Below are 19,701 nucleotides of genomic sequence, written 5' to 3' on the forward strand. Positions count from 1 at the left end.
GAGAGAATGAGCCGTTTACCAGAAAGACTTTTAAGTGGTTACCAAAATTTTATAAATAATCATTTTTCGTATAAAACAGCGCAGTATCAACAATTGGCACTTGAAGGGCAAAAACCTGAAGTTTTGGTTATTGCTTGTTGTGATTCGCGTGCAGTTCCAGAAATGATTTTTGATGCTAAGCCAGGGGAAATTTTCACTCTGCGCAACGTGGCAAATGTGGTTCCTCCTTTTTCTCCGGATGATCAATATCATGCAACATCAGCAGCTCTTGAATATGCTGTGCAATTGCTTGAGGTAAAACATATTATTGTTTTTGGTCATGCGCATTGTGGTGGTGTGCGTACGGCTCTTAAGGAGACATGTAAGTCTTTATCGTCAAATGATTTTATTGGTCAATGGATTAGTCTTTTAGCGCCAGCCACAGAAATCGTTTTGAATAATAAGTCGCTGTCTTGGCCGGAAAAACAAACGGCTTTAGAGCAACTTTCTATTCGCCATTCGTTGAAAAATTTAGAGACGTTTCCGTGGATAAAGTTCCGCAAAGATCAAGGTATTTTAACATTGCACGGGGTTTGGTTTGATATTTCTAGCGGGAAATTATGGCGTATGGAACAGGAAACAGGGTGTTTTATGTGTGTTGAAGTTGAACGTGTTAAAGTGTAGTATTTGTTGTTTTTATTTCTTCGTATAAAAAGATATTTTATGATAAAACTTGACAAAGCTGGGGTTTTATTGTTTGAAGGAGCAAGCTTTCAGTGACAAAATTAACTTGGAGCCACCGACTGAGACCCCACTTTAAAGGGTATAAAGAGATCTCAGAGGTCAACATCCGACGGCGCGGTGCGTTCTCGGATGCTGTTTTGGTTTGTTCGTTATGCAACTTTGTTCGGCAACAATGAGGTAGATAATGTTTGAATCCTTACAAGAGCGACTTGGTTCTATCCTGTCTCATTTGACGGGGCGTGGTGCTTTGTCGGATCAGGATGTTGCAGAAGCGCTGCGTGAAATTCGGCGCGCTTTATTGGAAGCTGATGTTGCTCTTGATGTTGTCCGTTCTTTTACCGATAGAGTTCGGGAAAAAGCTGTTGGGGCTGAAATTGTTAAATCAATTAAACCAGGCCAAATGGTGGTTAAAATTGTTCATGACGAATTGGTTCATATTCTTGGAAATGAAACCGTTTTGAGTGATTTGAATGCACCTGCGCCTGTTGTTATCATGATGGTTGGTTTGCAAGGTTCCGGAAAAACAACCACAACAGCAAAGCTGGCAAAACGTTTTACTGATAAGCACAATAAAAAAGTTCTTATGGCGTCATTAGATACACGTCGTCCTGCCGCACAGGAGCAATTGCGTCAATTGGGAGAACAAGCAAAACTTGCGAGTTTGCCTATTATTGCGGGACAATCACCCATTGATATTGCGTCACGTGCCGTGCAAGCTGCTAAATTGGGTGGTTATGATGTACTCCTTCTTGATACAGCAGGACGCAATCATATTGATGAGGCTTTGATGCTTGAATTGACTGAAATTAAAGCTTGTTCTTTTCCTCATGAAATTATGCTGGTGGCTGATAGCTTGACGGGGCAAGATGCTGTTCATCTTGCGCGTTCTTTTGATGAGCGTGTAGGAATTACAGGGATTATTTTAACACGAATGGATAGTGATGGGCGTGGGGGTGCTGCCCTTTCCATGCGTGCTGTGACAGGCAAGCCCATTAAAGCAATTGGAACGGGTGAAAAAATAGAGACTTTAGAAGAGTTTCATCCCAGTCGTATTGCTGATCGTATTCTTGGAATGGGGGATATTGTTTCTTTGGTTGAAAAAGCTGCTGAAACAATGGATCACGAGAAAGCTGCTGCTTTTGCAAAAAAAATGCAGGCAGGAAAATTTGATTTAAATGATCTTGCAGAACAGTTGCAGAAAATGAAAAAATTGGGCGGAATGGGCGGTATTATGGGCATGTTGCCAGGATTGGGCAAAGTCAAAGAGCAGATCGCGGCGGCGGGTCTTGATGATCGTTTGTTTAATCGTCAATTGGCCATTATTTCATCCATGACACCGCAAGAGCGTGCACATCCAGAACTTTTAAAACATAGCCGTAAACAAAGAATCGCTAAAGGGTCTGGGACAACGGCTGCTGATATTAATAAACTTTTGAAGATGTATCGCCAAATGGCTGATATGATGAAAGCCATGGGGGGTAAAGGAAAAAGCGGTTTGATGGGAAAAATGTTAGGAGGTCTTGGTTCCAAAATGGGGTTTGGAGGTATGGGAAATTTGGATAGCGATTCTCCAGCTGTGCCTGATTTATCGGGATTGGATCCAAAACAACTCTCAACGCTTCAAAAGCAGATTGAAAGTGGGCAGGGAGGGAAGCTCTTGCCCGGACTTCCGGGACGTGGACCTACATTTCCTGGTCTTTCCAATGGCATTGCCGATAGGGGAAAATTTCCTCAGCATCCTAAGAAAAAATAGGATGAGAAGAGGGAAGGAAGTATAATGCAGGAAACAGTATTAGATGAATTGGCGCATTTACGAGTATCTATTGATAATTTTGATGCAACCTTGATTCATATTTTAGCAGAGCGTTTTCGTTGTACGAAAGCTGTGGGGCGTTTAAAAGCGCATTATGATCTACCTAAGGTAGATCCTCTGCGTGAGCAATATCAGATCGCGCGTTTGCGGCAATTGGCTATAGACAGTCATCTTGATCCTGATTTTGCTGAGAGATTGTTAAAGTTTATTATTGAAGAAGTTGTGCGTCACCATGAAGTTATTGCTGAGGAGCAAAAAACAAAAAAGTCAATTTAAACGAAAGCCAGAGCTGATAATAGGAGATAAAATATGGCATTGAAAATTCGTTTGTCCCGTGGAGGTTCAAAAAAACGTCCTTACTATCATATCGTTGTTGCAGATGTTCGTAGTCCGCGCGATGGGCGATTTCTTGAACGTGTTGGTGCATGGGATCCAATGTTGCCTAAAGATGGACCGAGGGTGAAACTTAGTGAAGAACGTATCCAATATTGGCTTGGGCAAGGGGCACAACCAACAGATCGTGTTTTACGGTTTTTAGATGCGGCTGGTTTAAAAAAGCGTCCAACCCGCAATAACCCCCATAAAGGTGAACCGGGCAAAAAAGCACAAGAACGTATAGCGGCTGCAAAGCAAGCAGCAGAAGAAGCAGCTGCTGCGTCGGCTGAAGCAGAATCTGCTCCAGCACAAGAAGCATGATTGTTTAAAGCGCCTCTTTAAAAACTTCTAGAGGAAGAAATATTATCCGTTTTTGATGAGCAAAAACGGATCTTCTTTAAAAGGGTGTTTGTTTAAAACACCGTTGGCTTTTAAAAAGTCCAATTCTAGAAATCTATGGCTTTAAAAATCGATGGCGCGGCCTTTAATTTCCCAGTCTCCATAGCGGGAAGGGTCTTTGCCGCCGCGTCCACCATTTTCCAACGGTTGTTCTTTTTCTGCTTCGCTTTTTCGTCTTTCTTCAGCTTCTTTAAGGGCGCGTTGTGCGGCTGGAGAAAGAGAGGGCTGTTGAAGGACAGTTGCATTTTTTTGGCTTATTTTCTCATCTTTTTTATTCATTTTACACCTATTCCATTGAAGAAGCAGAAAGAAAATCCCATCATATAGTATCGACAGTATTTTATCATGGAGTTTTTTGAGTAATGAACATAATGCGTACAGCCATGCTTTTTGCTTTTTTAACGGCTCTTTTTATGGGGGTTGGTTATCTTGTTGGAGGGGGCGGTGGCATGGTCATTGCTCTTTTGATGGCAAGTGGTTTAAACTTTTTTTCTTATTGGAATTCAGATAAAATCGTTCTACGCATGTACGGGGCGCGTGAAGTTGATCAGCATTCCGCACCGGTTTATTATAAGATTGTAAGCGATTTAGCTAAAAAAGCCTCTCTTCCGCAACCGAAAGTTTATGTGATTGAGAGCGCGCAGCCCAATGCTTTTGCAACGGGACGTAATCCGCAAAATGCTGCTGTTGCGGCCAGTCGCGGCTTGTTAGAGCGGTTAAGTGCTGAGGAAATTGCTGGCGTTATGGCACATGAGCTTGCTCATATTGAGCATCGTGATACCTTGACCATGACTCTAACAGCAACGATTGCTGGGGCAATTTCAATGCTTGGTAATTTTGCTTTTTTTATGGGGGGACAGCGCCACTCTTCAGAAGATTCTCATGGTGCGGGGGCAATTGGAGGTGTGATTGCGTTGCTTGTGGCACCTTTTGCTGCCATGCTTGTGCAAATGGCCATTAGTCGTACACGTGAATATGCTGCGGATCGTAGAGGAGCTGAAATATGTGGTAATCCTTTATGGTTGGCTTCGGCATTGCGTAAAATTGCTGATGGAGGGCATGGGGTTTATAATGAAGAAGCAGAGCATAATCCAGCAACCGCTCATTTGTTTATTATAAATCCTTTGAGCGGTGAGGGAGCGGATAGTCTTTTTTCGACACATCCAGCAACGGCAAATCGTATTGCAGCTCTTTATCGGCAGGCAGAAGAGATGAAAGGGGCTCTTGCCGAAAGTGGGGGATGGAATAAAGAAGGGTCTATACATGAAAGAAGCAGCGGAATGAACTATGGAGATTTTCGCAGTGGTCAGGAGCATGCATCAGGTGAGCAAGAAGATGGCACTTTTCAGCGGGTCACAAAACGTCCTTCTTGGCTTCGTTATGAAAATTCAAAAAGATCTCGTTCATAGAGTTTTTTTAGGAGATTTCTGAGGGATTTCTTGGGGAAGCAGGGATATAAAGGTGTTATTTTGAAACAGAAAAAAGCGGAGCATGTGTCTGAAAAAGATGTTCCAGGATTGGCTGTTCGGCAGGTATGTGTACGTCTTTTAGGGGCGGTGGTTGATAAGCATACGCCTCTTTCTGGTTTGACGGATAATGAACATGGACATCCACAGTATTTAAAGCTTTCACAACGAGATCGTTTGTTATGTCGGGCTATTTTGGCAGCTTCGTTGCGTCATCGAGGGCAGATTACGGCAGCTCTCTCACGCTTTTTGGCACGTCCTTTGCCTTCTCAAGCACTTTCTCTTCAGCATCTTCTGCATATCAGTGTGGCGCAAATTCTTTATCTTGATATTCCTGATCATGCGGCTATTGATTTAGCTGTGCGTGTGGCGAAACTTGATCCGCGTATGCGTCGTTTTTCAGGGGTGGTAAATGCTCTATTACGCAATGTTGCACGTAAGGCAGCGCCTTTACGCAAACAGGTTGCGACTATTGAAGGTGTTCCAGCGTGGTTTGGACAGCTTTTAGTATCAGCTTATGGAACAGAAAAAGCACATCAGATTATAGAAATTCAAAGTGTGGAGCCCCCCCTCGATTTGACAGTGAAATCTGATTGTTTTGGATGGGCTGAGAGGCTTGGCGGTGTGGTGTTGCCCAATGGTTCTGTTCGATTGAATCGTTTGGCGTGTTCTGTTTCTGATTTACCAGGCTATCGTGAGGGGGCTTGGTGGGTTCAAGATTTTGCTGCAGCGTTGCCTGTTAATTTACTAGGAGAGCTTCGGGGCAAAAATGTTGCTGATCTTTGTGCTAGCCCTGGAGGAAAAACAGCCCAATTGGCTTTGCAGGGGGCAAAGGTGACAGCCATTGAGCTTTCTGCTAACCGCGTCAAGCGTTTAAAAGAAAATATGGAACGGCTTCATTTTTCTGTTAACATTTGGCAGGGGGATGTGAGAAATTTTCATCCCACACAGCTTTTTGATGCCGTTCTTCTTGATGCTCCTTGTTCTTCTACAGGAACGATCCGTCGTCATCCCGATATTTTATGGACGAAATCAAGGGATGATGTCGTCAAGTTAGCAGCGTTACAATATGATTTGCTTGTCGCAGCAATTACCTTGGTAAAGGAGGGGGGACGAATTGTTTTTTCCAATTGTTCATTCGCAAGAGAAGAAGGTGAAGATCTTATTGAAAAAATTTTATCGACACGCAATGACATTATTTTAGATCCTATTTATCCAGAAGAAATGGGAGCATTGGCACATTTGCTTTGTGAGGGGATGTTGCGCACGACGCCGGCGGATTTTTGTCATAAAGATTTTGATGCTGAGAAAACCGCATTTTTAGGAATGGATGGTTTTTTTTCTGCACGCTTACGAAAAATTTCTTAATTAACGCTTCATTTACAAAAATGGTCGAAATTGTATCTGATTCAGCATAGATGGAGATGGAATTTTGGCGGTTGCGGTAAAAGCTCCTCAGGTAAAAATATCAGCTTGTGTCGATACGCTACAGCATGTTATGCGGCGTTTATGGGTTGGACCATTGTTTCGTTGGCGGTTTTCAGGATTTCGTCCTCATAAAATTTTGGCACATCCCATTGATTTGCATGTGGCTGATCCGGTAATGGCGCATGAATTTTATCATGGTCGTTTTGCTTTTGCTGGTCATATTGTTCATACGGGTGCTGTTTCGCCATTTTCTTTGGTTTCGCCAACGCTGGAATGGGAAGCGGCTCTGCATGATTTTCATTGGTTACGCCATATGGAAGCAGCAGAAAGCGATTTAGCTGCGGCGCATGCGCGCGCTCTTTTAGAAGATTGGCTTGACCATGCTGGAAAAAAGGTAAAAGGGCTTGCTTGGAGTGGTCCTGTTGTGGCGCGGCGTTTGATTTCGTGGATTTGTCACTCAAAAATGTTGTTAGAAGGGGCAAGTGAGCGGTTTGAAAAACGCTTTTTACGGACACTTGGTTTGCAATTTCGTTATTTGCGCGTAACAATTTGCAGTATGGACCATGATGATAAACGTTTACAAGCAGCAACAGCTTTGACGTTTGCATCTCTTGCTTTGCCTGTTTCTGCGGATGTGAAAAAAAAGGTACAAGCCACGCTTATAGAAGAGCTTTCGCGTCAAATCTTGGTTGATGGTGGGCATATTTCCCGTAGTCCTATCATCTTATTGAATTTATTATCAGATTTATTGTCTTTGCGTCATCTTTTCATGCGAAGTAATGAAACAGCACCGCGTATTTTGATTGATTCTGTTGAGCGTATGTTACCCGCTTTACGATTCTTTATCCATGAGGATCAAACATTGGCACATTTTAATGGGGTTGGTCCTCTTGTATCGAAACGATTATCGACACTTTTGGCGCTTGATGAAACAGATGGGCAGCCTTTTAGTTATGCACGTTATTCAGGGTTTCAGCGTTTAAAAGCCAATCAAACAACAGTGCTTGCCGATACAGGAAAATTTCCACCACGCTTTGTCGCACAGCAGGCTTGTTCGGGGTGTTTATCTTTTGAAATGTCTTCACAAGGGCATCGTTTTATTATCAATACCGGTGTTAATCCTGATGGGCGGGAAGATTATCGACATTTAGGGCGTGTTACGGCTGCGCATTCAACAGCAACCCTTAATGATTGTTCGGTGGGTGTTTTTTACAAAAAAAAGAAAAATGGCGCTTCCTTTTTATTTGATGGACCCAGCGATGTCCAAGTGCGCCGTATAGAGGATTCAGAGAAAACAGGTTTTATTGCGAGCCATAATGGTTATGTGCGCTCCTTTAATCTTATTCATGAGCGTGGTCTTATTTTGGCGACAAGTGGAGATATGATCGAAGGCTTTGATCGTTTTTTTATACCCAATAAAGGGAGAAAAAGACATAAGAATGCGCTAAGTGAACAAGATCATGTTGCTGTTCGGTTTCATATTCATCCACAAGTTGACGTTACCTATGATGGCGAGCGTGTGTGTTTAGCGGTAAAGAATGAGGACATGAAGAGTGAGCAAGTATGGCATTTTATATCGCCTGATGCGGATATTTGTCTTGAAGATTCGATTGATTTTGCAGAATTAGCAGGCCCACAACGGACACAACAGATTGTTTTATATTTTCGTCCTGCATTTCAGGAAAAAGTTCGTTGGCGTTTTATCCGTAAAGCATTTGATAAAAAATCAGAACATTATTCTGATTGATAGTTTATATATTGCGTTTTATTTTATTAGCCTTAGTAATATATTGATTTATAATAATAAATTATTGCCATTCAACTTTGGTTAGAAAACTGAATATCGTAAGATTTTTTTATTTCAGATTTATCCCATATTGAAGTAACCAAAACCATTTTCTTACATTTCATAAGTGGGCGGGCTCATGGGGCTAAAAGCTGTACGAAAAAATACCTCTCATAAACCTTCTCAAGAGCTCCAAGGGCTGTCGTTAATACTGGAAAATTGGCAAATATAACGATGGTGTTGGCTGGCTCTTTCTCTAAAGCGTAAAGATAGTGGGCCAATAGATTTTATATTATTTCAAGGGGGGGTATCGCTTTTATCGCTATACTATTTTATGTTCATGGATGCGGTTGTGAAATGAGCTTAGGAGCGTTGAGAGATATTTCTTTAAAAAAGCACGTCAATAGTAATCCAATGGCGTTCTATGAATAATCTTTGGTGAGAGAATATAAAAGGAAACAACATCATCCGACAATAGAATTTTGCATCTACGCGCTGCCATTTTTATGCTTAGTAAAAATGCACGCTGCTCCTGTCATACATTCTTCCATCCCCCAATGTTGGACGATGTTCTTAACTGATTGATAAAAAATTATAAAACTTTAACTTCTCGCTCTTTTTTCTCACAAGTTAGCTTTTTGGTATTATACTAAAAATGAAGTTAGACTGGCAATGTAGTCACAACAACCAACCACCAAATGCTCCTCTTTTCATAGCAAAGCATTCTCTCAAATATTTCAAAAAACTTTTAGACAACTTTTAGGAAGATTTACGCGAATAACGCCGTGCAATCGAATCAATATCACCCCGACAAATGCCAAGATCATTGAGTTCATATGTTGAAAGACAACTTAACGCCTTAACGGTTCGACAATAACGACGCCAATTACTATAAGAACGTAGAATATTCATAGCTTTTACTCAAACTCTATATTACACTCTATAGTTTGTAGAATAGAGCATCTTACTGAAAAGAGTTGTGTTATAATGTCATAATAGCTATGCATCTACACACATTCTCCCCCCATTGAACACGTGTCTTATGTAAAAATGCAATGATTAAAGCCATTAACGATGATAATGTTTTATCCCTAAAAACAGCGGCTAAATTATGTGCATTTTCTGCGGTGATCACTTCTTCGTAACGTGCAGATTTTTTGGATTGAATAACGGTTCCCATTTCAATGGTTATCAATCGATATACGATTTATGAAAAATACCTTGAAAGATTTTTATATAAAGAGGAAATTATCCCAATTATATTAATGACGGAAATGTCGTATTCCTGTAAAAACCATCGCTAAACCCTGCGCATCAGCCGCAGTGATAACTTCTTCATCACGCATGGAGCCTCCTGGTTGAATGACTGCTGTTGCACCGGCTTCAGCTGCGGCTAATAAACCATCTGCAAAAGGAAAAAATGCATCGGATGCAACCACTGATCCTTTTGTAAGCGTTTCTGTTAAGCCGGCTCTTTTTGCACTTTCTGCGGCTTTACTTGCAGCAATTTTTGCTGAATCGATGCGGCTCATTTGTCCAGCACCAATTCCAACTGTTGCACTATTTTTCGCGTATACAATAGCATTTGATTTAACGTGTTTTGCTACACGAAAAGCAAATTGAAGATCACGCATTTCATCTTGAGTGGGGGCACGTTTGGTTACCACGTGCAATTTAAGATCATCAACCACCACATTATCACGCGATTGTACTAAAATGCCTCCTGCAAGTGTTTTCGCAAGAAGCCCTCCACAACGTGGATTAGGAATGCCACCTGTAATGAGCAAACGAAGATTTTTTTTCTTGGCAATAATTTCACGTGCCGCCATTGTCGCGTCAGGAGCAATAATTACTTCTGTGAAAACTTTAACAATCTCTTCCGCACATTCTTCATCAAGGGTTTGATTTAAAGCAACAATTCCACCAAATGCCGATACATTATCACACATAAGAGCTTTCAAATAAGCTTCTTTCAAATTTTCCCCTTCTGCAACACCGCAAGGATTGGCATGCTTAATAAGAGCAACAGCAGCGGTTTTTTGCGGATCAAATTCTGCTACAAGCTCAAAGGCTGCATCTGTGTCATTTAAATTGTTATAAGAAAGTGCTTTACCTTGTAAAAGTTTTGCTGTTGCAACACCAAAACGTTTTTCATTATTGCGATAAAATGCTGCCTGTTGATGTGGATTTTCTCCATAGCGCATAACACTTTCAAGATGACCAGAAAAACTTTGCCATGATGGTGTTTCAATTTTTAAATCCTGTGCAAACCATGCTGCTATTGCTGTGTCATAAGCAGCAGTGTGTGCATATGCGCGCATTGCTAACTGATGGCGCATGGATAAGCTTAAACATCCGTTATGCTGTTTTAATTCCTCTAAAATCGAATCATAGTCATTTATTGCTGTTACAACACCGGTATAAGCATAATTTTTTGCCGCTGCGCGAATCATTGCTGGTCCACCGATATCAATATTTTCGAGAATCGTTTGTTGATCAGCTCCCGATTGGCGTGTCTCTTCAAAGGGGTAAAGATTCACCACCAAGAGATCAATGCCATGAATGTTGTTCTTTTCCATAGCTTCCCTATGGCTGGGATTTTCTCTTACCCCTAACAAAGCACCATGAATCAAAGGGTGGAGTGTTTTTACACGCCCATCCATTATTTCAGGAAATCCGGTAACTTCAGCAACATCTTTTACAGGTAAACCAGCAGCTATGAGGGTTTTGGCTGTTCCTCCTGTTGAAATCAATTCAACATTGTAAGTCGCATGAAGGGCTTTTGCAAAGGCAACCAACCCCGTTTTATCAGACACAGAAAGAAGAACACGACGAACCTGATGAAGATCAGGTATGGGAAAATTTTTGGCAGCAATACCCATATACAGAAGCCTTAACAATGAAAGAGTTAAAATTTCAGCAAAACAAGCTGAGACATTTATAGCACAAGCCTTTAGCAAAATACACTGAAAGGATAAACTGTCTTTTTAAAATATACGATAACTTGCCTTTTTTATACTGTAAAATGCCGTCATTAGAGGTGTTGTGATAGGGTATAAAAGTCTCATTGATACATTAAATGTTTTTTCTTGCTTATAACTCAATATTTCAACTTCTCATCTTCATAGCAGGTTTGAAATACAAAGCGCGTCCGTAGATTTTCTGTTGTATTCGATTTTATATGTGAGATGAAGGTGGAAATATTGCATATATTCTTTTGAGTTATCTTTAAAACGGGAAATAGCCGGCGAAAATATGAAATTATAAGGGGAGAAATACGGGCTCATTTTTCCTGTCATTTTTAATTTTTATGCTTTTGTAAAAGCAGTTATGACAATGTTTTTAATAGAATGTTTTTTATAAGAGTGGAAATAACACATTTTCCCACATTTTTGTGCATTGCCTTTTTAATGAGGTTGAGGCTTTTTATGCAAAATAAAACGCCATCATGATGCGAATTTAAGCGCGTTTATTTTAAAAAAACATTTTTCAATGAAGCAACTTCCATTTTATGGTGGTTTTGTGAAGAGTGTCGTGTAAATCCGATTATGGTGGTTTTGTGAAGAGTGTCGTGTAAATCCGAATAGTCTAACAAATCCTCGAATGGTTTAAAAAATCCATTGTAGACCCATGATCCATACTTAAAAGTGTGAGTCGGAACGCTTCTTTTTTCTTTATCAGTTTTCAATCCTTTAATAACTCTTGTTTTAAAAAGACTTGGCAGTTGAGATGGGGTCTTCTTATTTTCAATAATTTTATTCTGTACGGTTATCCCTTGCTTATGAGGGATTGCGAGAATGATTTTGCTGGTTTTGGTCAGAAGGTTTGAAGTAAAAGAGTTTTACGGATATTTGAGGCAGATATCTGAGCTCTTATTTTAAGTTAAATAGGATTATTGTTATAAATAAAATGCTTGCTTCTTTAAAAAACAAATTTTGTGTTGTGTAAACACTCAATATGACAGTGTTAAGGATCTGCTCTGTTGTGAAGTGTATGTTTTTAAAATCCAAATTGTTTAATGACCCTTTTGGGGATGGATATTTTGCTTGTTATTGTTTTAGTTTTTTTTGCTGTAGCAGAAAAAGAAAAGCACCTAATACACCAGCAGCTAAAATAAACCATGTAATTGCGTAAACAAGATGATTATTGCGAAAATGGATAATTGTCAGACCTGTGATGGGAAGGTTTGCTTGTGAAGATGTTTTGCTGGTATCAATGAAATAAGGGGCAACAGTGGACAGGCCCAGTTTTTGTGCCATAGCAGGAAGATCACGTGTATACCACACATTCTTTTCAGGATTATTTTTGCGTGGAAAAAATCCATTTTTTTCACTCATGCGTAATAAACCGATGATTGTCGTTTGTTCTGTGTTTGTGGTAGAATCTTGCTCAGATGAGGTATTGTTATATGATGGCTGTGAGTTTTGAAAATTGTTACGTTCATCCATGGGGATAAAGCCACGGTTGATAAAGGTCAGTGTGTTGTCAGCGGTTTGTAAAGGAGTCAAAACCCAGTAGCCTGTAGTGTTTTGAGCAGCAGCAGTGACCAAAATATTTTTATTTTTTAAAAATTTTCCTGTGATAACAACAGGTTGATATTCATTTTTTTCAAAAGTAACATCGGCCCATTGATCTTTTCCGGGGGCTTTTATGGGGGACAAATGAACGCGCTGATTGGCACTGGTGATAAGATTTGTTTTCCAGTTTAACCGTTGTACTTGCCATATGCCTAATGCACTGAAGAGAAGAAAAAAACAAATGCATAAAGTTCCAAATAAAAGAGAAGAAAAACGGCAAGAATTTTTCTGAAGCTTTGTCACGGGAGGGGCTTTTTTGCTCATGATTTATGCTTCCTTTCAGGACAATAGGCTTTTATTTTAACACGGTATGCCTTTTAAAAAAGCATTTTGTACGCTTTTGGCGGAATTTGCATGCCTTATTGCCGAAAAAGATGAAGGCTTAAGTTAGCAAGAAGATAAAAAAGGTTTTATAAAAGACTTGACCTTTTGTTGTCGACCCCCTATTAAAAAGAAACTTCCCAATGTCCGTTCAAGGTCGCATTGTGCATGCTTTGCATTCATTCATGTCCTTTGGGTATAGGGATGTGAAAGTTTCTTAGAGTTTAAAGGTGAAGTTTATGTCTCGTGCATGTGAATTGACAGGGAAAGCGGTTCTGTATGGCAATAATGTTAGCCATGCAAATAATAAGACTCGGCGTCGTTTTTTACCAAATCTTTGCAATGTGACGTTGATTTCAGAAGTGTTACAGCAAAGTTATCGCTTGCGCATTTCCGCAAGTGCATTGCGTTCTGTTGAACACCGTGGTGGTCTTGATGGTTTTTTGGTCAAAGCAGACGATAAAGAATTGTCGCAGCGTGCGCGTTTGTTAAAACGTCAGATCGTTAAGAAAAAAGCTGAGCAAAAGGCTGAACAAGCAGCGTGATTGTTAAGGTCATTGTCTTTGGTGGATTGATGCTTTAGTCACGGTTCTTCATCCTAGAAGTTTACAGTCTTTTCATCTTTGATCGCGCTATTATTTTGTTGGTTCCATACCCCAGGTTAAAAAAAATGTCTTCAAGCGGTCTTTTATTAGAACAGCAAAAGAAAAGGTATGTTGTTTTTTCTATTTTAGCAATGTGTCTTGCGGTCACTGCATCTAATATTTTGGTTCAATATCCCGTCTATTGGTTTGGTTTGAATGAGCTTTTGACTTATGGGGCTTTTACTTATCCATTTGCCTTTCTTATCAATGATTTGACCAATCGTTTTTATGGTCCATCTGCTGCACGACGTGTGGTTTATGCTGGTTTTTTTGCTGGTGTTTTGGTTTCTTGGATATTGGCAACACCGCGGCTTGCACTTGCTTCTAGTTTGGCATTTTTATTTGGGCAACTTCTTGATATTGTTGTTTTTACACCTTTGCGGCGGAAAACGTGGTGGAAAGCACCTTTAGCAGCTGCGTTGGTGGGGTCAGCATTGGATACGGTGTTGTTTTTTTCTCTTGCTTTTTCGAGCTCTTTTGCCATCCTTGATAAACTAACGGGGTATGCTGATAGTTCATTGGTGGAGAGTGCTGTTTTGGCAGGGATAGGTATGCCAGTTTGGCTTTCGCTTGCTTTTGGCGATTTTTCTGTAAAAATTATTATGAGTCTGTTGATGTTAATTCCTTATGGAACAATTCTTAACATTGTAAAACTTCCTCTTTATCAAAGTCATCTAAAGGATGATTCTTCTTTTGCTTGTAACAAATGATCATCTTTGTCTTTTTGTTTTCTTTAAACTTTAAAGAATTTCCATGGTATTATCATGCGATAGCACGTTGATTGAGATAGTTTATCGTTTGACGGCTTAAGGGAGAATTCCGCAATCTTTTTTTCATTTCAACATTCTCTTGTGAGAGCGAAATAAAGTCATTTATTTTTCTTTCATTAAAAGGGGATGAGGATAAAAATCGTTTGAGACGGGGCAATAGACTTTTTAGGATTGATTCAATGGAAGAAAATTGGGAAAGAAAATTTGTAACGGATTTTTTTTAATTCATAGATTTATAATGTTTTTATTTCAGTGAAAAATCTCAATATCATGGAACCGTAGGTATTTTAAAGAGCTCTTATATTGCGTTAAGCAAAATCATTTGGTTGCTCTTCATAAGAGGAATGGACATGTGGGGGCTGTTTGGGAGATTGCTTATAAAGTGATTTATACCATTCATGGTTGCCGCTGTGGAATGGGCTTGGTGCGCTTTGAGAGGTCTCTTTGAAACGAGTCCGTGAATGAGTAACTGGGTGGTGTTTTATTTTACGTGGGGATCGTGATTCTATTAAAGAATGTGAGAAACAAAAGTGTGAGGCAATGCGTAATTTCCATTATTTTAAAGATATTGCTCTAGATGTTTTTGAATGACACCCTAGGATATGGTCGTGAATGGAGAATTTTAAGCAAAATTTTATCCGTTGCAATAAAACCAGAAAGTAAAAACAAACTCATTATAATTTTTTGAAGATGGCGATGAAGCATTTCTTTTAGAATTCATAATGCGTCTAGTAAAGTAGCAGCATCCTTAAAATTTGATATTCAATTTGTAGGATTATCTTCTCAGGTTGTTAGTCATCAAATTCCGATGGTTTAATGATAGGGGTTATTTTTTAATGTTGCTGATCGATGGGGTTACATCCTTTCCGTAATACAAAACGCTGCAGGTGGAATATACTTTGATTATTAATTGATGGGGATTATTAATTGACGGATTTGCTTTAAAGAGACCTCTCAAAGCGCATCCAAGCTCATTTCACGATAGTGGTTTGTGAATGGTATAACGATAAAACGTTTATGAAGAAGCAAGCTGGACATTATCATACATTTTTCTAACCCCCAATGTTGCGGATCAACGTTTGGTATTTGAGGTGATTCAAAAGAGGTATGTTTTTCGTGTACAGTTTTTACCCCCATGGTCCACTTGCTTGTTATGTGCAAGAAAATAGTTTGAATTGATCTAATAGGAGAGAGATTTGAAGTAAGAGCATCGTATGGTATTTAGGGGTTTCATGCAAATTGAATAATGCTAGAAATATCATTATAAATCAATGTATTGGCTGTATTACTGATTTAAGGCGAGTTTTATTTCTTATAAAGTTTGGGTGTTTTATCACTAAAAAGCGCTTCTAGTTGTTTTGTTATAGCATTTGCAAGTTCTTCAGCATTCATAATTGTTACAGCACGTTGATAATAACGGGTGACATCATGACCAATTCCAATGGCAATGAGTTCGATGGGGGAATGCGTTTGAATTTCTTGAATCACTGCGCGTAAATGTTTTTCTAGATAATTACTGGCGTTAACCGATAGTGTTGAGTCGTCAACAGGGGCGCCATCAGAAATCACCATGAGAATGCGACGTTGTTCACGCCGTGATAAAAGGCGTTGATGTGCCCAAATTAAAGCTTCTCCGTCGATATTTTCTTTTAATAATCCTTCTTGCATCATCAAACCTAGATTGCGGCGTGCGCGACGCCATGGGGTATCCGCACTTTTATAGATGATATGACACAAATCATTCAGGCGTCCAGGATGAGGAGGCTTATGTTGCTCAAGCCATTTTTCGCGTGATTTTCCCCCTTTCCATGTTTTGGTGGTAAAACCTAAAATTTCAACTTTGACACCACAACGCTCAAGCGTTTGTGTCAAAATATCGGCACAACTTGCGGCAACGCTAATGGGGCGTCCGCGCATTGAACCAGAATTATCAATGAGGAGTGAAACAACTGTATCTCGAAATTGCGTGTTGCTTTCCATTTTAAAAGAAAGGGGTTGCATGGGATCAATAATCAAGCGTGAAAGCCGTGCTGTATCGAGATATCCTTCTTCAAGGTCAAAGTGCCAGTTGCGATTTTGTTGTGCCATAAGGCGGCGTTGAAGACGATTGGCTAAACGTCCAACAATATTTTGAAGATGATTAATTTGCTTATCGAGATAACGGCGTAAGTGATTTAATTCATTTTCAGAACAAAAATCAGTTGCTTCCAAAATCTGATCAAATTGACGGGTGAATATTTTATAATTGCCAAGTCTTTCCATTTGTTCTGAATCGGAAAAAAGGCGTTTTGGTTTGCTTGGCTTTTCTTGCCAAGGATCATTTTTTTGCTCGCCATCAGCTTGATCATGGTCGTTTGTTTGTGTTGCTTGTGTTTTTCCTTCGTCTTGTACATCACTTTCTTGTTCAGTGCAGGTTTGTTCTTCACTTTGAGCGTGTTTTTTATTTTTACTTTCTTCTTCTGTTTGATCGTGCGGTTCAGATTCGTTTTTTAATTTTTTATTGTTTTCACTGTCAGAAGTTTGATCTTGTTGCACTGTCATTTTAAGAGTAGCAAGCATTTGGCGAACGATTTGTGCAAAAGCTTGTTGGTTGTAAATATGATGTGTGAGTTCATTGAGCTGTGTTGCAGCCTTTTGTTCGAGTTCTTGACGCCACAATTCTAAGACGGGACCTGCTTCTTTTGGCGCTGTGCGCTTTGTTATTTTTTCACGCAATAAAAGGGCAATCGCTTCTTGGATGGGGGCTTCATTTTGGTTGCTAATCTTTTCATAATGGGCTCTTTTGTATTTATCAGCGAGCATGACATCAAGGTTTTTTGCAAGTCCCTTCATGGCTAAAGACCCGATTGCTTCAATGCGTGTTTGTTCGAGGGCATCAAAGATAGCGCGTGCTTCTGATTCTGGTGGAGAAAATTGCATGTGAATGCGGTTATCATGCCATGCTTTGCGTAGAGCCATGGAATCACCTAGTCCACGGGTAATGGTGATATCTTTATCCGTAGCGCGTTGTGGTAATTCTGGTAAACGTGCACAATTTCCGCTCAAAGATGGTCTGTTGAGGCTAAAGGAAACTTCTAGATGGGATGTACCTGCAATTGCACGCATACAAGTGGAAAGAGCTTTCTTAAAAGCTCCTCTATCAAGCGTATTGGGGGAAAGATTGTTTGTTTGATTTTTGCTATTGTCGTCAGGGGCGATCGCCATAATTGACATATTCCTTTAAGACAAGACACCCTGCATGAGTGATTCGGGAAGCTCTTGTCCAAAGGCGCGTTGGTAAAATTCTGCGACAGTGGCACGTTCGAGTTCATCACATTTATTGAGAAAGGTTAATCGAAAAGCAAAGCCGATATCTTGAAAAATTGTGATATTTTCTGCCCAAGTAATGACAGTTCGCGGGCTCATGACTGTTGAAAGATCTCCATTGATAAAAGCTTGGCGGACCATATCAGCAACATGAACCATTTGTGAAATTGTCTTTTTTCCCTCAGCCGTTTGAAAAGATTTAACCTTTGAACAAACGATATCAACCTCTTTATCATGGGGTAAATAATTAAGTATCGTTACAATAGACCAGCGATCCATTTGGGCTTGATTGATTTGTTGGGTACCATGATAGAGCCCTGTTGTATCGCCAAGACCAATGGTATTGGCTGTTGCAAAAAGACGAAATGCTGGGTGAGGAGAGATAACACGGCTTTGATCAAGTAAGCTGAGCTTTCCAGAGGTTTCAAGAACACGTTGGATGACAAACATAACATCAGGACGCCCCGCATCATATTCGTCGAAAACAAGAGCAATATTATTTTGATAAGCCCATGGCAAAATACCCTCTTTAAATTCAGTAATTTGTAAGCCATCTTTTAAAACGATTGCGTCTTTTCCTACAAGATCAATACGACTTACATGGCTGTCGAGATTAATGCGAAGACAAGGCCAGTTCAGACGGGCAGCAACTTGTTCAATATGCGTTGATTTGCCTGTACCGTGATAGCCGGAAACCATGACACGACGGTTAAAAGTAAAACCGGCGAGAATCGCTACAGTTGTTTGTGGATCAAAAAGATAATCGGGATCAATATCAGGAACATGCGGGCTTTTGGTGCTAAAAGCAGGGATTTTCATATCTGTATCAATATGAAACAGATCGTGCGCGCAAAGTGTAATATCGGGCAAATTTTCAAGGTTAGGATTTGTCATTGTGCTTCTGGCAAGAAAAGGACGCTATTTATCTCATGAGAAAACGATACAAGAGTTAGAGCATTTATGCAATGCTCTATAATGAGAGCCTTAGAGATGAAGGAAGATCTTTTTTCACGTAGTTTACAACGTTTGCGAAAACAACAATGTTTTATGTAAAGAGTGATGGTTGCAATGAGATTAGCACAAACCAGATTTTTTGAGCAAATTGTAAGCATGCAAAACATCGCGAAAGCGCTCTTCTGAAGCACGATTACCACCATTAGAATCGGGATGGTGTTTTTTTACCAACTCTTTATATTTCATTTTAATATCTTCTGCTGAAGCGTTTGCTTGTAACCCTAGTGTATCAAAAGCCTTTGCTTCTAAGGGTTTTAATTTTCGTGAGAAATTATTGCTATGTCGTCTGTTAAAAAGCGTGAAGGGATCGCGCATACGATTTTGATAGGCTGCTGTCCCAGAGCGAATCTTTGCATAATTGGCAGCGGTTTTTTTTGATGTACCATTGCTTAGATCTGTAGGCCATGTCGGACGATGTCCTGTAAGAGCATCCTTTTGGAACTTTGCAATATCTTTGTTGCTAAGACCCGAGAAGTAATTAAAGTTTTTATTATAGGCGCGCACGTGCTCAATACAAAAGTGTAAATATTGCCCTTCGTGATTTCGACCTGCTGGTGCCTTATGGGTTCCTGTCTTTTCACAACCTTCCCACTGACACTGTTGCACTTCTGGCTCAGTCTTTTGCTTTTTATTTGAGCTTATGCGAATTGAATCGAATAATTTAGATGTTATTGTCATACTCTATGGTTTATGCAAAATTGATTAATTTTACAAGAATTGACTTTTGAAAAATTTGTTTTCACACTTAAATATGGTTACGAAAATGATTTATTGTCGCACGTTTACTTGGTTAAGGAACAAAAAATGTCTGTAGAAACGATAATCAAGAAAAAGCTTCAGAATGCTTTTCATCCACAGAAACTTGAAGTGATTAACGAGAGTTATCTTCATGAGGGGCATCCACATAATGAGCATGCTTTTGATGGTAAAGGAGAAACGCATTTTCGTGTAAAAATTTTATCTTCTTCTTTTTCTAATATGACGCGTGTAGAAATACATCGAGCGATTTATCAAGTCTTACAAGAAGAGTTAGCGACCTGTGTTCACGCTTTAGCACTTGAAATTGAAAAGCTTTAATT

At 39.8% G+C, this 19,701-nt stretch carries 18 protein-coding genes and 1 pseudogene; 12 read left to right on the forward strand and 7 right to left on the reverse strand.

The features are described 5' to 3' along the window. Positions 1–6: 6 nt before the first annotated feature. The 4 genes and pseudogenes from FNZ60_RS05495 to rpsP all read left to right on the forward strand — a co-directional run bounded on the left by FNZ60_RS05495 (position 7) and on the right by rpsP (position 3,232). A complete protein-coding gene (locus FNZ60_RS05495) occupies positions 7–663 on the forward strand; it encodes a carbonic anhydrase (RefSeq protein ID WP_142416665.1) in 657 nt (218 codons plus the stop codon). A gap of 244 nt (positions 664–907) precedes the next feature. Beyond that, positions 908–2,476 (forward strand): signal recognition particle protein, encoded by a 1,569-nt coding sequence (gene ffh / locus FNZ60_RS05500; protein ID WP_142416666.1) that lies wholly within the window; start codon positions 908–910, stop codon positions 2,474–2,476. 24 nt (positions 2,477–2,500) lie between these two features. After that, a pseudogene (locus FNZ60_RS05505) lies at positions 2,501–2,829 on the forward strand (chorismate mutase). Between the two features lie 16 nt (positions 2,830–2,845). Further along, positions 2,846–3,232: a 30S ribosomal protein S16 gene (rpsP, locus tag FNZ60_RS05510; RefSeq protein ID WP_142416667.1), complete on the forward strand. Its 387-nt coding sequence runs from the start codon at positions 2,846–2,848 to the stop codon at positions 3,230–3,232. A gap of 141 nt (positions 3,233–3,373) precedes the next feature. Here rpsP and FNZ60_RS05515 read toward each other — a convergent pair whose 3' ends face one another. Then, positions 3,374–3,589, reverse strand: coding sequence for a DUF1674 domain-containing protein (locus FNZ60_RS05515; RefSeq protein ID WP_142416668.1), 216 nt, complete (start codon positions 3,587–3,589; stop codon positions 3,374–3,376). An 83-nt stretch (positions 3,590–3,672) separates the two neighbouring features. Here FNZ60_RS05515 and htpX point away from each other — a divergent pair, with 83 nt between their 5' ends. The 3 genes from htpX (at position 3,673) to FNZ60_RS05530 (ending at position 7,951) form a co-directional block, all read left to right on the forward strand. Continuing rightward, the gene (gene htpX, locus FNZ60_RS05520; protein WP_142416669.1) at positions 3,673–4,719 is read left to right on the forward strand and encodes a zinc metalloprotease HtpX; all 1,047 of its coding nucleotides are present in this window, start codon (positions 3,673–3,675) and stop codon (positions 4,717–4,719) included. A 60-nt stretch (positions 4,720–4,779) separates the two neighbouring features. Further along, on the forward strand, positions 4,780–6,144 hold the full coding sequence (locus FNZ60_RS05525; RefSeq protein ID WP_142416670.1) for an RsmB/NOP family class I SAM-dependent RNA methyltransferase: 1,365 nt from the start codon (positions 4,780–4,782) through the stop codon (positions 6,142–6,144). Positions 6,145–6,208: 64 nt separating this feature from the next. Beyond that, positions 6,209–7,951 carry a heparinase II/III family protein gene (locus FNZ60_RS05530; protein WP_142416671.1) on the forward strand — a complete coding sequence of 581 codons (1,743 nt, stop codon included), beginning with the start codon at positions 6,209–6,211 and terminating at the stop codon, positions 7,949–7,951. A gap of 798 nt (positions 7,952–8,749) precedes the next feature. On the opposite strand, the gene FNZ60_RS05535 is transcribed toward FNZ60_RS05530, so the two are convergent. The 3 genes from FNZ60_RS05535 to FNZ60_RS05545 form a co-directional block, all read right to left on the reverse strand. Next, positions 8,750–8,902 (reverse strand): DUF1127 domain-containing protein, encoded by a 153-nt coding sequence (locus FNZ60_RS05535; protein WP_142416672.1) that lies wholly within the window; start codon positions 8,900–8,902, stop codon positions 8,750–8,752. A gap of 350 nt (positions 8,903–9,252) precedes the next feature. Beyond that, positions 9,253–10,872 carry a bifunctional phosphoribosylaminoimidazolecarboxamide formyltransferase/IMP cyclohydrolase gene (gene purH, locus FNZ60_RS05540; protein ID WP_142416673.1) on the reverse strand — a complete coding sequence of 540 codons (1,620 nt, stop codon included), beginning with the start codon at positions 10,870–10,872 and terminating at the stop codon, positions 9,253–9,255. 1,167 nt (positions 10,873–12,039) lie between these two features. Next, the gene (locus tag FNZ60_RS05545) at positions 12,040–12,831 is read right to left on the reverse strand and encodes an SURF1 family protein (protein WP_142416674.1); all 792 of its coding nucleotides are present in this window, start codon (positions 12,829–12,831) and stop codon (positions 12,040–12,042) included. Positions 12,832–13,127: 296 nt separating this feature from the next. Here FNZ60_RS05545 and rpmB point away from each other — a divergent pair, with 296 nt between their 5' ends. From rpmB to FNZ60_RS10600, 4 genes are all read left to right on the forward strand, one after another. Beyond that, positions 13,128–13,433: a 50S ribosomal protein L28 gene (gene rpmB / locus FNZ60_RS05550; RefSeq protein ID WP_142416675.1), complete on the forward strand. Its 306-nt coding sequence runs from the start codon at positions 13,128–13,130 to the stop codon at positions 13,431–13,433. Positions 13,434–13,558: 125 nt separating this feature from the next. Then, positions 13,559–14,242: a queuosine precursor transporter gene (locus FNZ60_RS05555; RefSeq protein WP_142416676.1), complete on the forward strand. Its 684-nt coding sequence runs from the start codon at positions 13,559–13,561 to the stop codon at positions 14,240–14,242. 382 nt (positions 14,243–14,624) lie between these two features. Beyond that, positions 14,625–14,750: a hypothetical protein gene (locus FNZ60_RS10445; RefSeq protein ID WP_281280245.1), complete on the forward strand. Its 126-nt coding sequence runs from the start codon at positions 14,625–14,627 to the stop codon at positions 14,748–14,750. Between the two features lie 255 nt (positions 14,751–15,005). After that, positions 15,006–15,119, forward strand: a complete 114-nt coding sequence (locus FNZ60_RS10600) for a HaeIII family restriction endonuclease (RefSeq protein ID WP_142416694.1) — start codon at positions 15,006–15,008, stop codon at positions 15,117–15,119. A 488-nt stretch (positions 15,120–15,607) separates the two neighbouring features. On the opposite strand, the gene cobT is transcribed toward FNZ60_RS10600, so the two are convergent. From cobT to FNZ60_RS05580, 3 genes are all read right to left on the reverse strand, one after another. Then, positions 15,608–17,506, reverse strand: coding sequence for a cobaltochelatase subunit CobT (cobT, locus tag FNZ60_RS05570; RefSeq protein WP_142416677.1), 1,899 nt, complete (start codon positions 17,504–17,506; stop codon positions 15,608–15,610). 15 nt (positions 17,507–17,521) lie between these two features. Then, positions 17,522–18,502 carry a cobaltochelatase subunit CobS gene (cobS, locus tag FNZ60_RS05575; RefSeq protein ID WP_142416678.1) on the reverse strand — a complete coding sequence of 327 codons (981 nt, stop codon included), beginning with the start codon at positions 18,500–18,502 and terminating at the stop codon, positions 17,522–17,524. 180 nt (positions 18,503–18,682) lie between these two features. Then, the gene (locus tag FNZ60_RS05580; protein WP_142416679.1) at positions 18,683–19,300 is read right to left on the reverse strand and encodes a J domain-containing protein; all 618 of its coding nucleotides are present in this window, start codon (positions 19,298–19,300) and stop codon (positions 18,683–18,685) included. A gap of 126 nt (positions 19,301–19,426) precedes the next feature. On the opposite strand from FNZ60_RS05580, the gene FNZ60_RS05585 reads away from it, so the two are divergent. Then, positions 19,427–19,699: a BolA family protein gene (locus FNZ60_RS05585; protein WP_142416680.1), complete on the forward strand. Its 273-nt coding sequence runs from the start codon at positions 19,427–19,429 to the stop codon at positions 19,697–19,699. Positions 19,700–19,701 lie beyond the last annotated feature (2 nt).

It is taken from the genome of Bartonella massiliensis (assembly GCF_902150025.1).
Classification (GTDB): Bacteria; Pseudomonadota; Alphaproteobacteria; order Rhizobiales; family Rhizobiaceae; genus Bartonella; species Bartonella massiliensis.

What these genes read in the sequence shown, in the direction of transcription:
- FNZ60_RS05495 (WP_142416665.1), top strand. Translation starts at nt 7, where the DNA reads ATGAGCCGTTTACCAGAAAGACTTTTAAGTGGTTACCAAAATTTTATA.
- ffh (WP_142416666.1), top strand. Translation starts at nt 908, where the DNA reads ATGTTTGAATCCTTACAAGAGCGACTTGGTTCTATCCTGTCTCATTTG.
- rpsP (WP_142416667.1), top strand. Translation starts at nt 2,846, where the DNA reads ATGGCATTGAAAATTCGTTTGTCCCGTGGAGGTTCAAAAAAACGTCCT.
- FNZ60_RS05515 (WP_142416668.1), bottom strand. Translation starts at nt 3,589, where the DNA reads ATGAATAAAAAAGATGAGAAAATAAGCCAAAAAAATGCAACTGTCCTT.
- htpX (WP_142416669.1), top strand. Translation starts at nt 3,673, where the DNA reads ATGAACATAATGCGTACAGCCATGCTTTTTGCTTTTTTAACGGCTCTT.
- FNZ60_RS05535 (WP_142416672.1), bottom strand. Translation starts at nt 8,902, where the DNA reads ATGAATATTCTACGTTCTTATAGTAATTGGCGTCGTTATTGTCGAACC.
- purH (WP_142416673.1), bottom strand. Translation starts at nt 10,872, where the DNA reads ATGGGTATTGCTGCCAAAAATTTTCCCATACCTGATCTTCATCAGGTT.
- FNZ60_RS05545 (WP_142416674.1), bottom strand. Translation starts at nt 12,831, where the DNA reads ATGAGCAAAAAAGCCCCTCCCGTGACAAAGCTTCAGAAAAATTCTTGC.
- rpmB (WP_142416675.1), top strand. Translation starts at nt 13,128, where the DNA reads ATGTCTCGTGCATGTGAATTGACAGGGAAAGCGGTTCTGTATGGCAAT.
- FNZ60_RS05555 (WP_142416676.1), top strand. Translation starts at nt 13,559, where the DNA reads ATGTCTTCAAGCGGTCTTTTATTAGAACAGCAAAAGAAAAGGTATGTT.
- cobT (WP_142416677.1), bottom strand. Translation starts at nt 17,506, where the DNA reads ATGGCGATCGCCCCTGACGACAATAGCAAAAATCAAACAAACAATCTT.
- cobS (WP_142416678.1), bottom strand. Translation starts at nt 18,502, where the DNA reads ATGACAAATCCTAACCTTGAAAATTTGCCCGATATTACACTTTGCGCG.
- FNZ60_RS05580 (WP_142416679.1), bottom strand. Translation starts at nt 19,300, where the DNA reads ATGACAATAACATCTAAATTATTCGATTCAATTCGCATAAGCTCAAAT.
- FNZ60_RS05585 (WP_142416680.1), top strand. Translation starts at nt 19,427, where the DNA reads ATGTCTGTAGAAACGATAATCAAGAAAAAGCTTCAGAATGCTTTTCAT.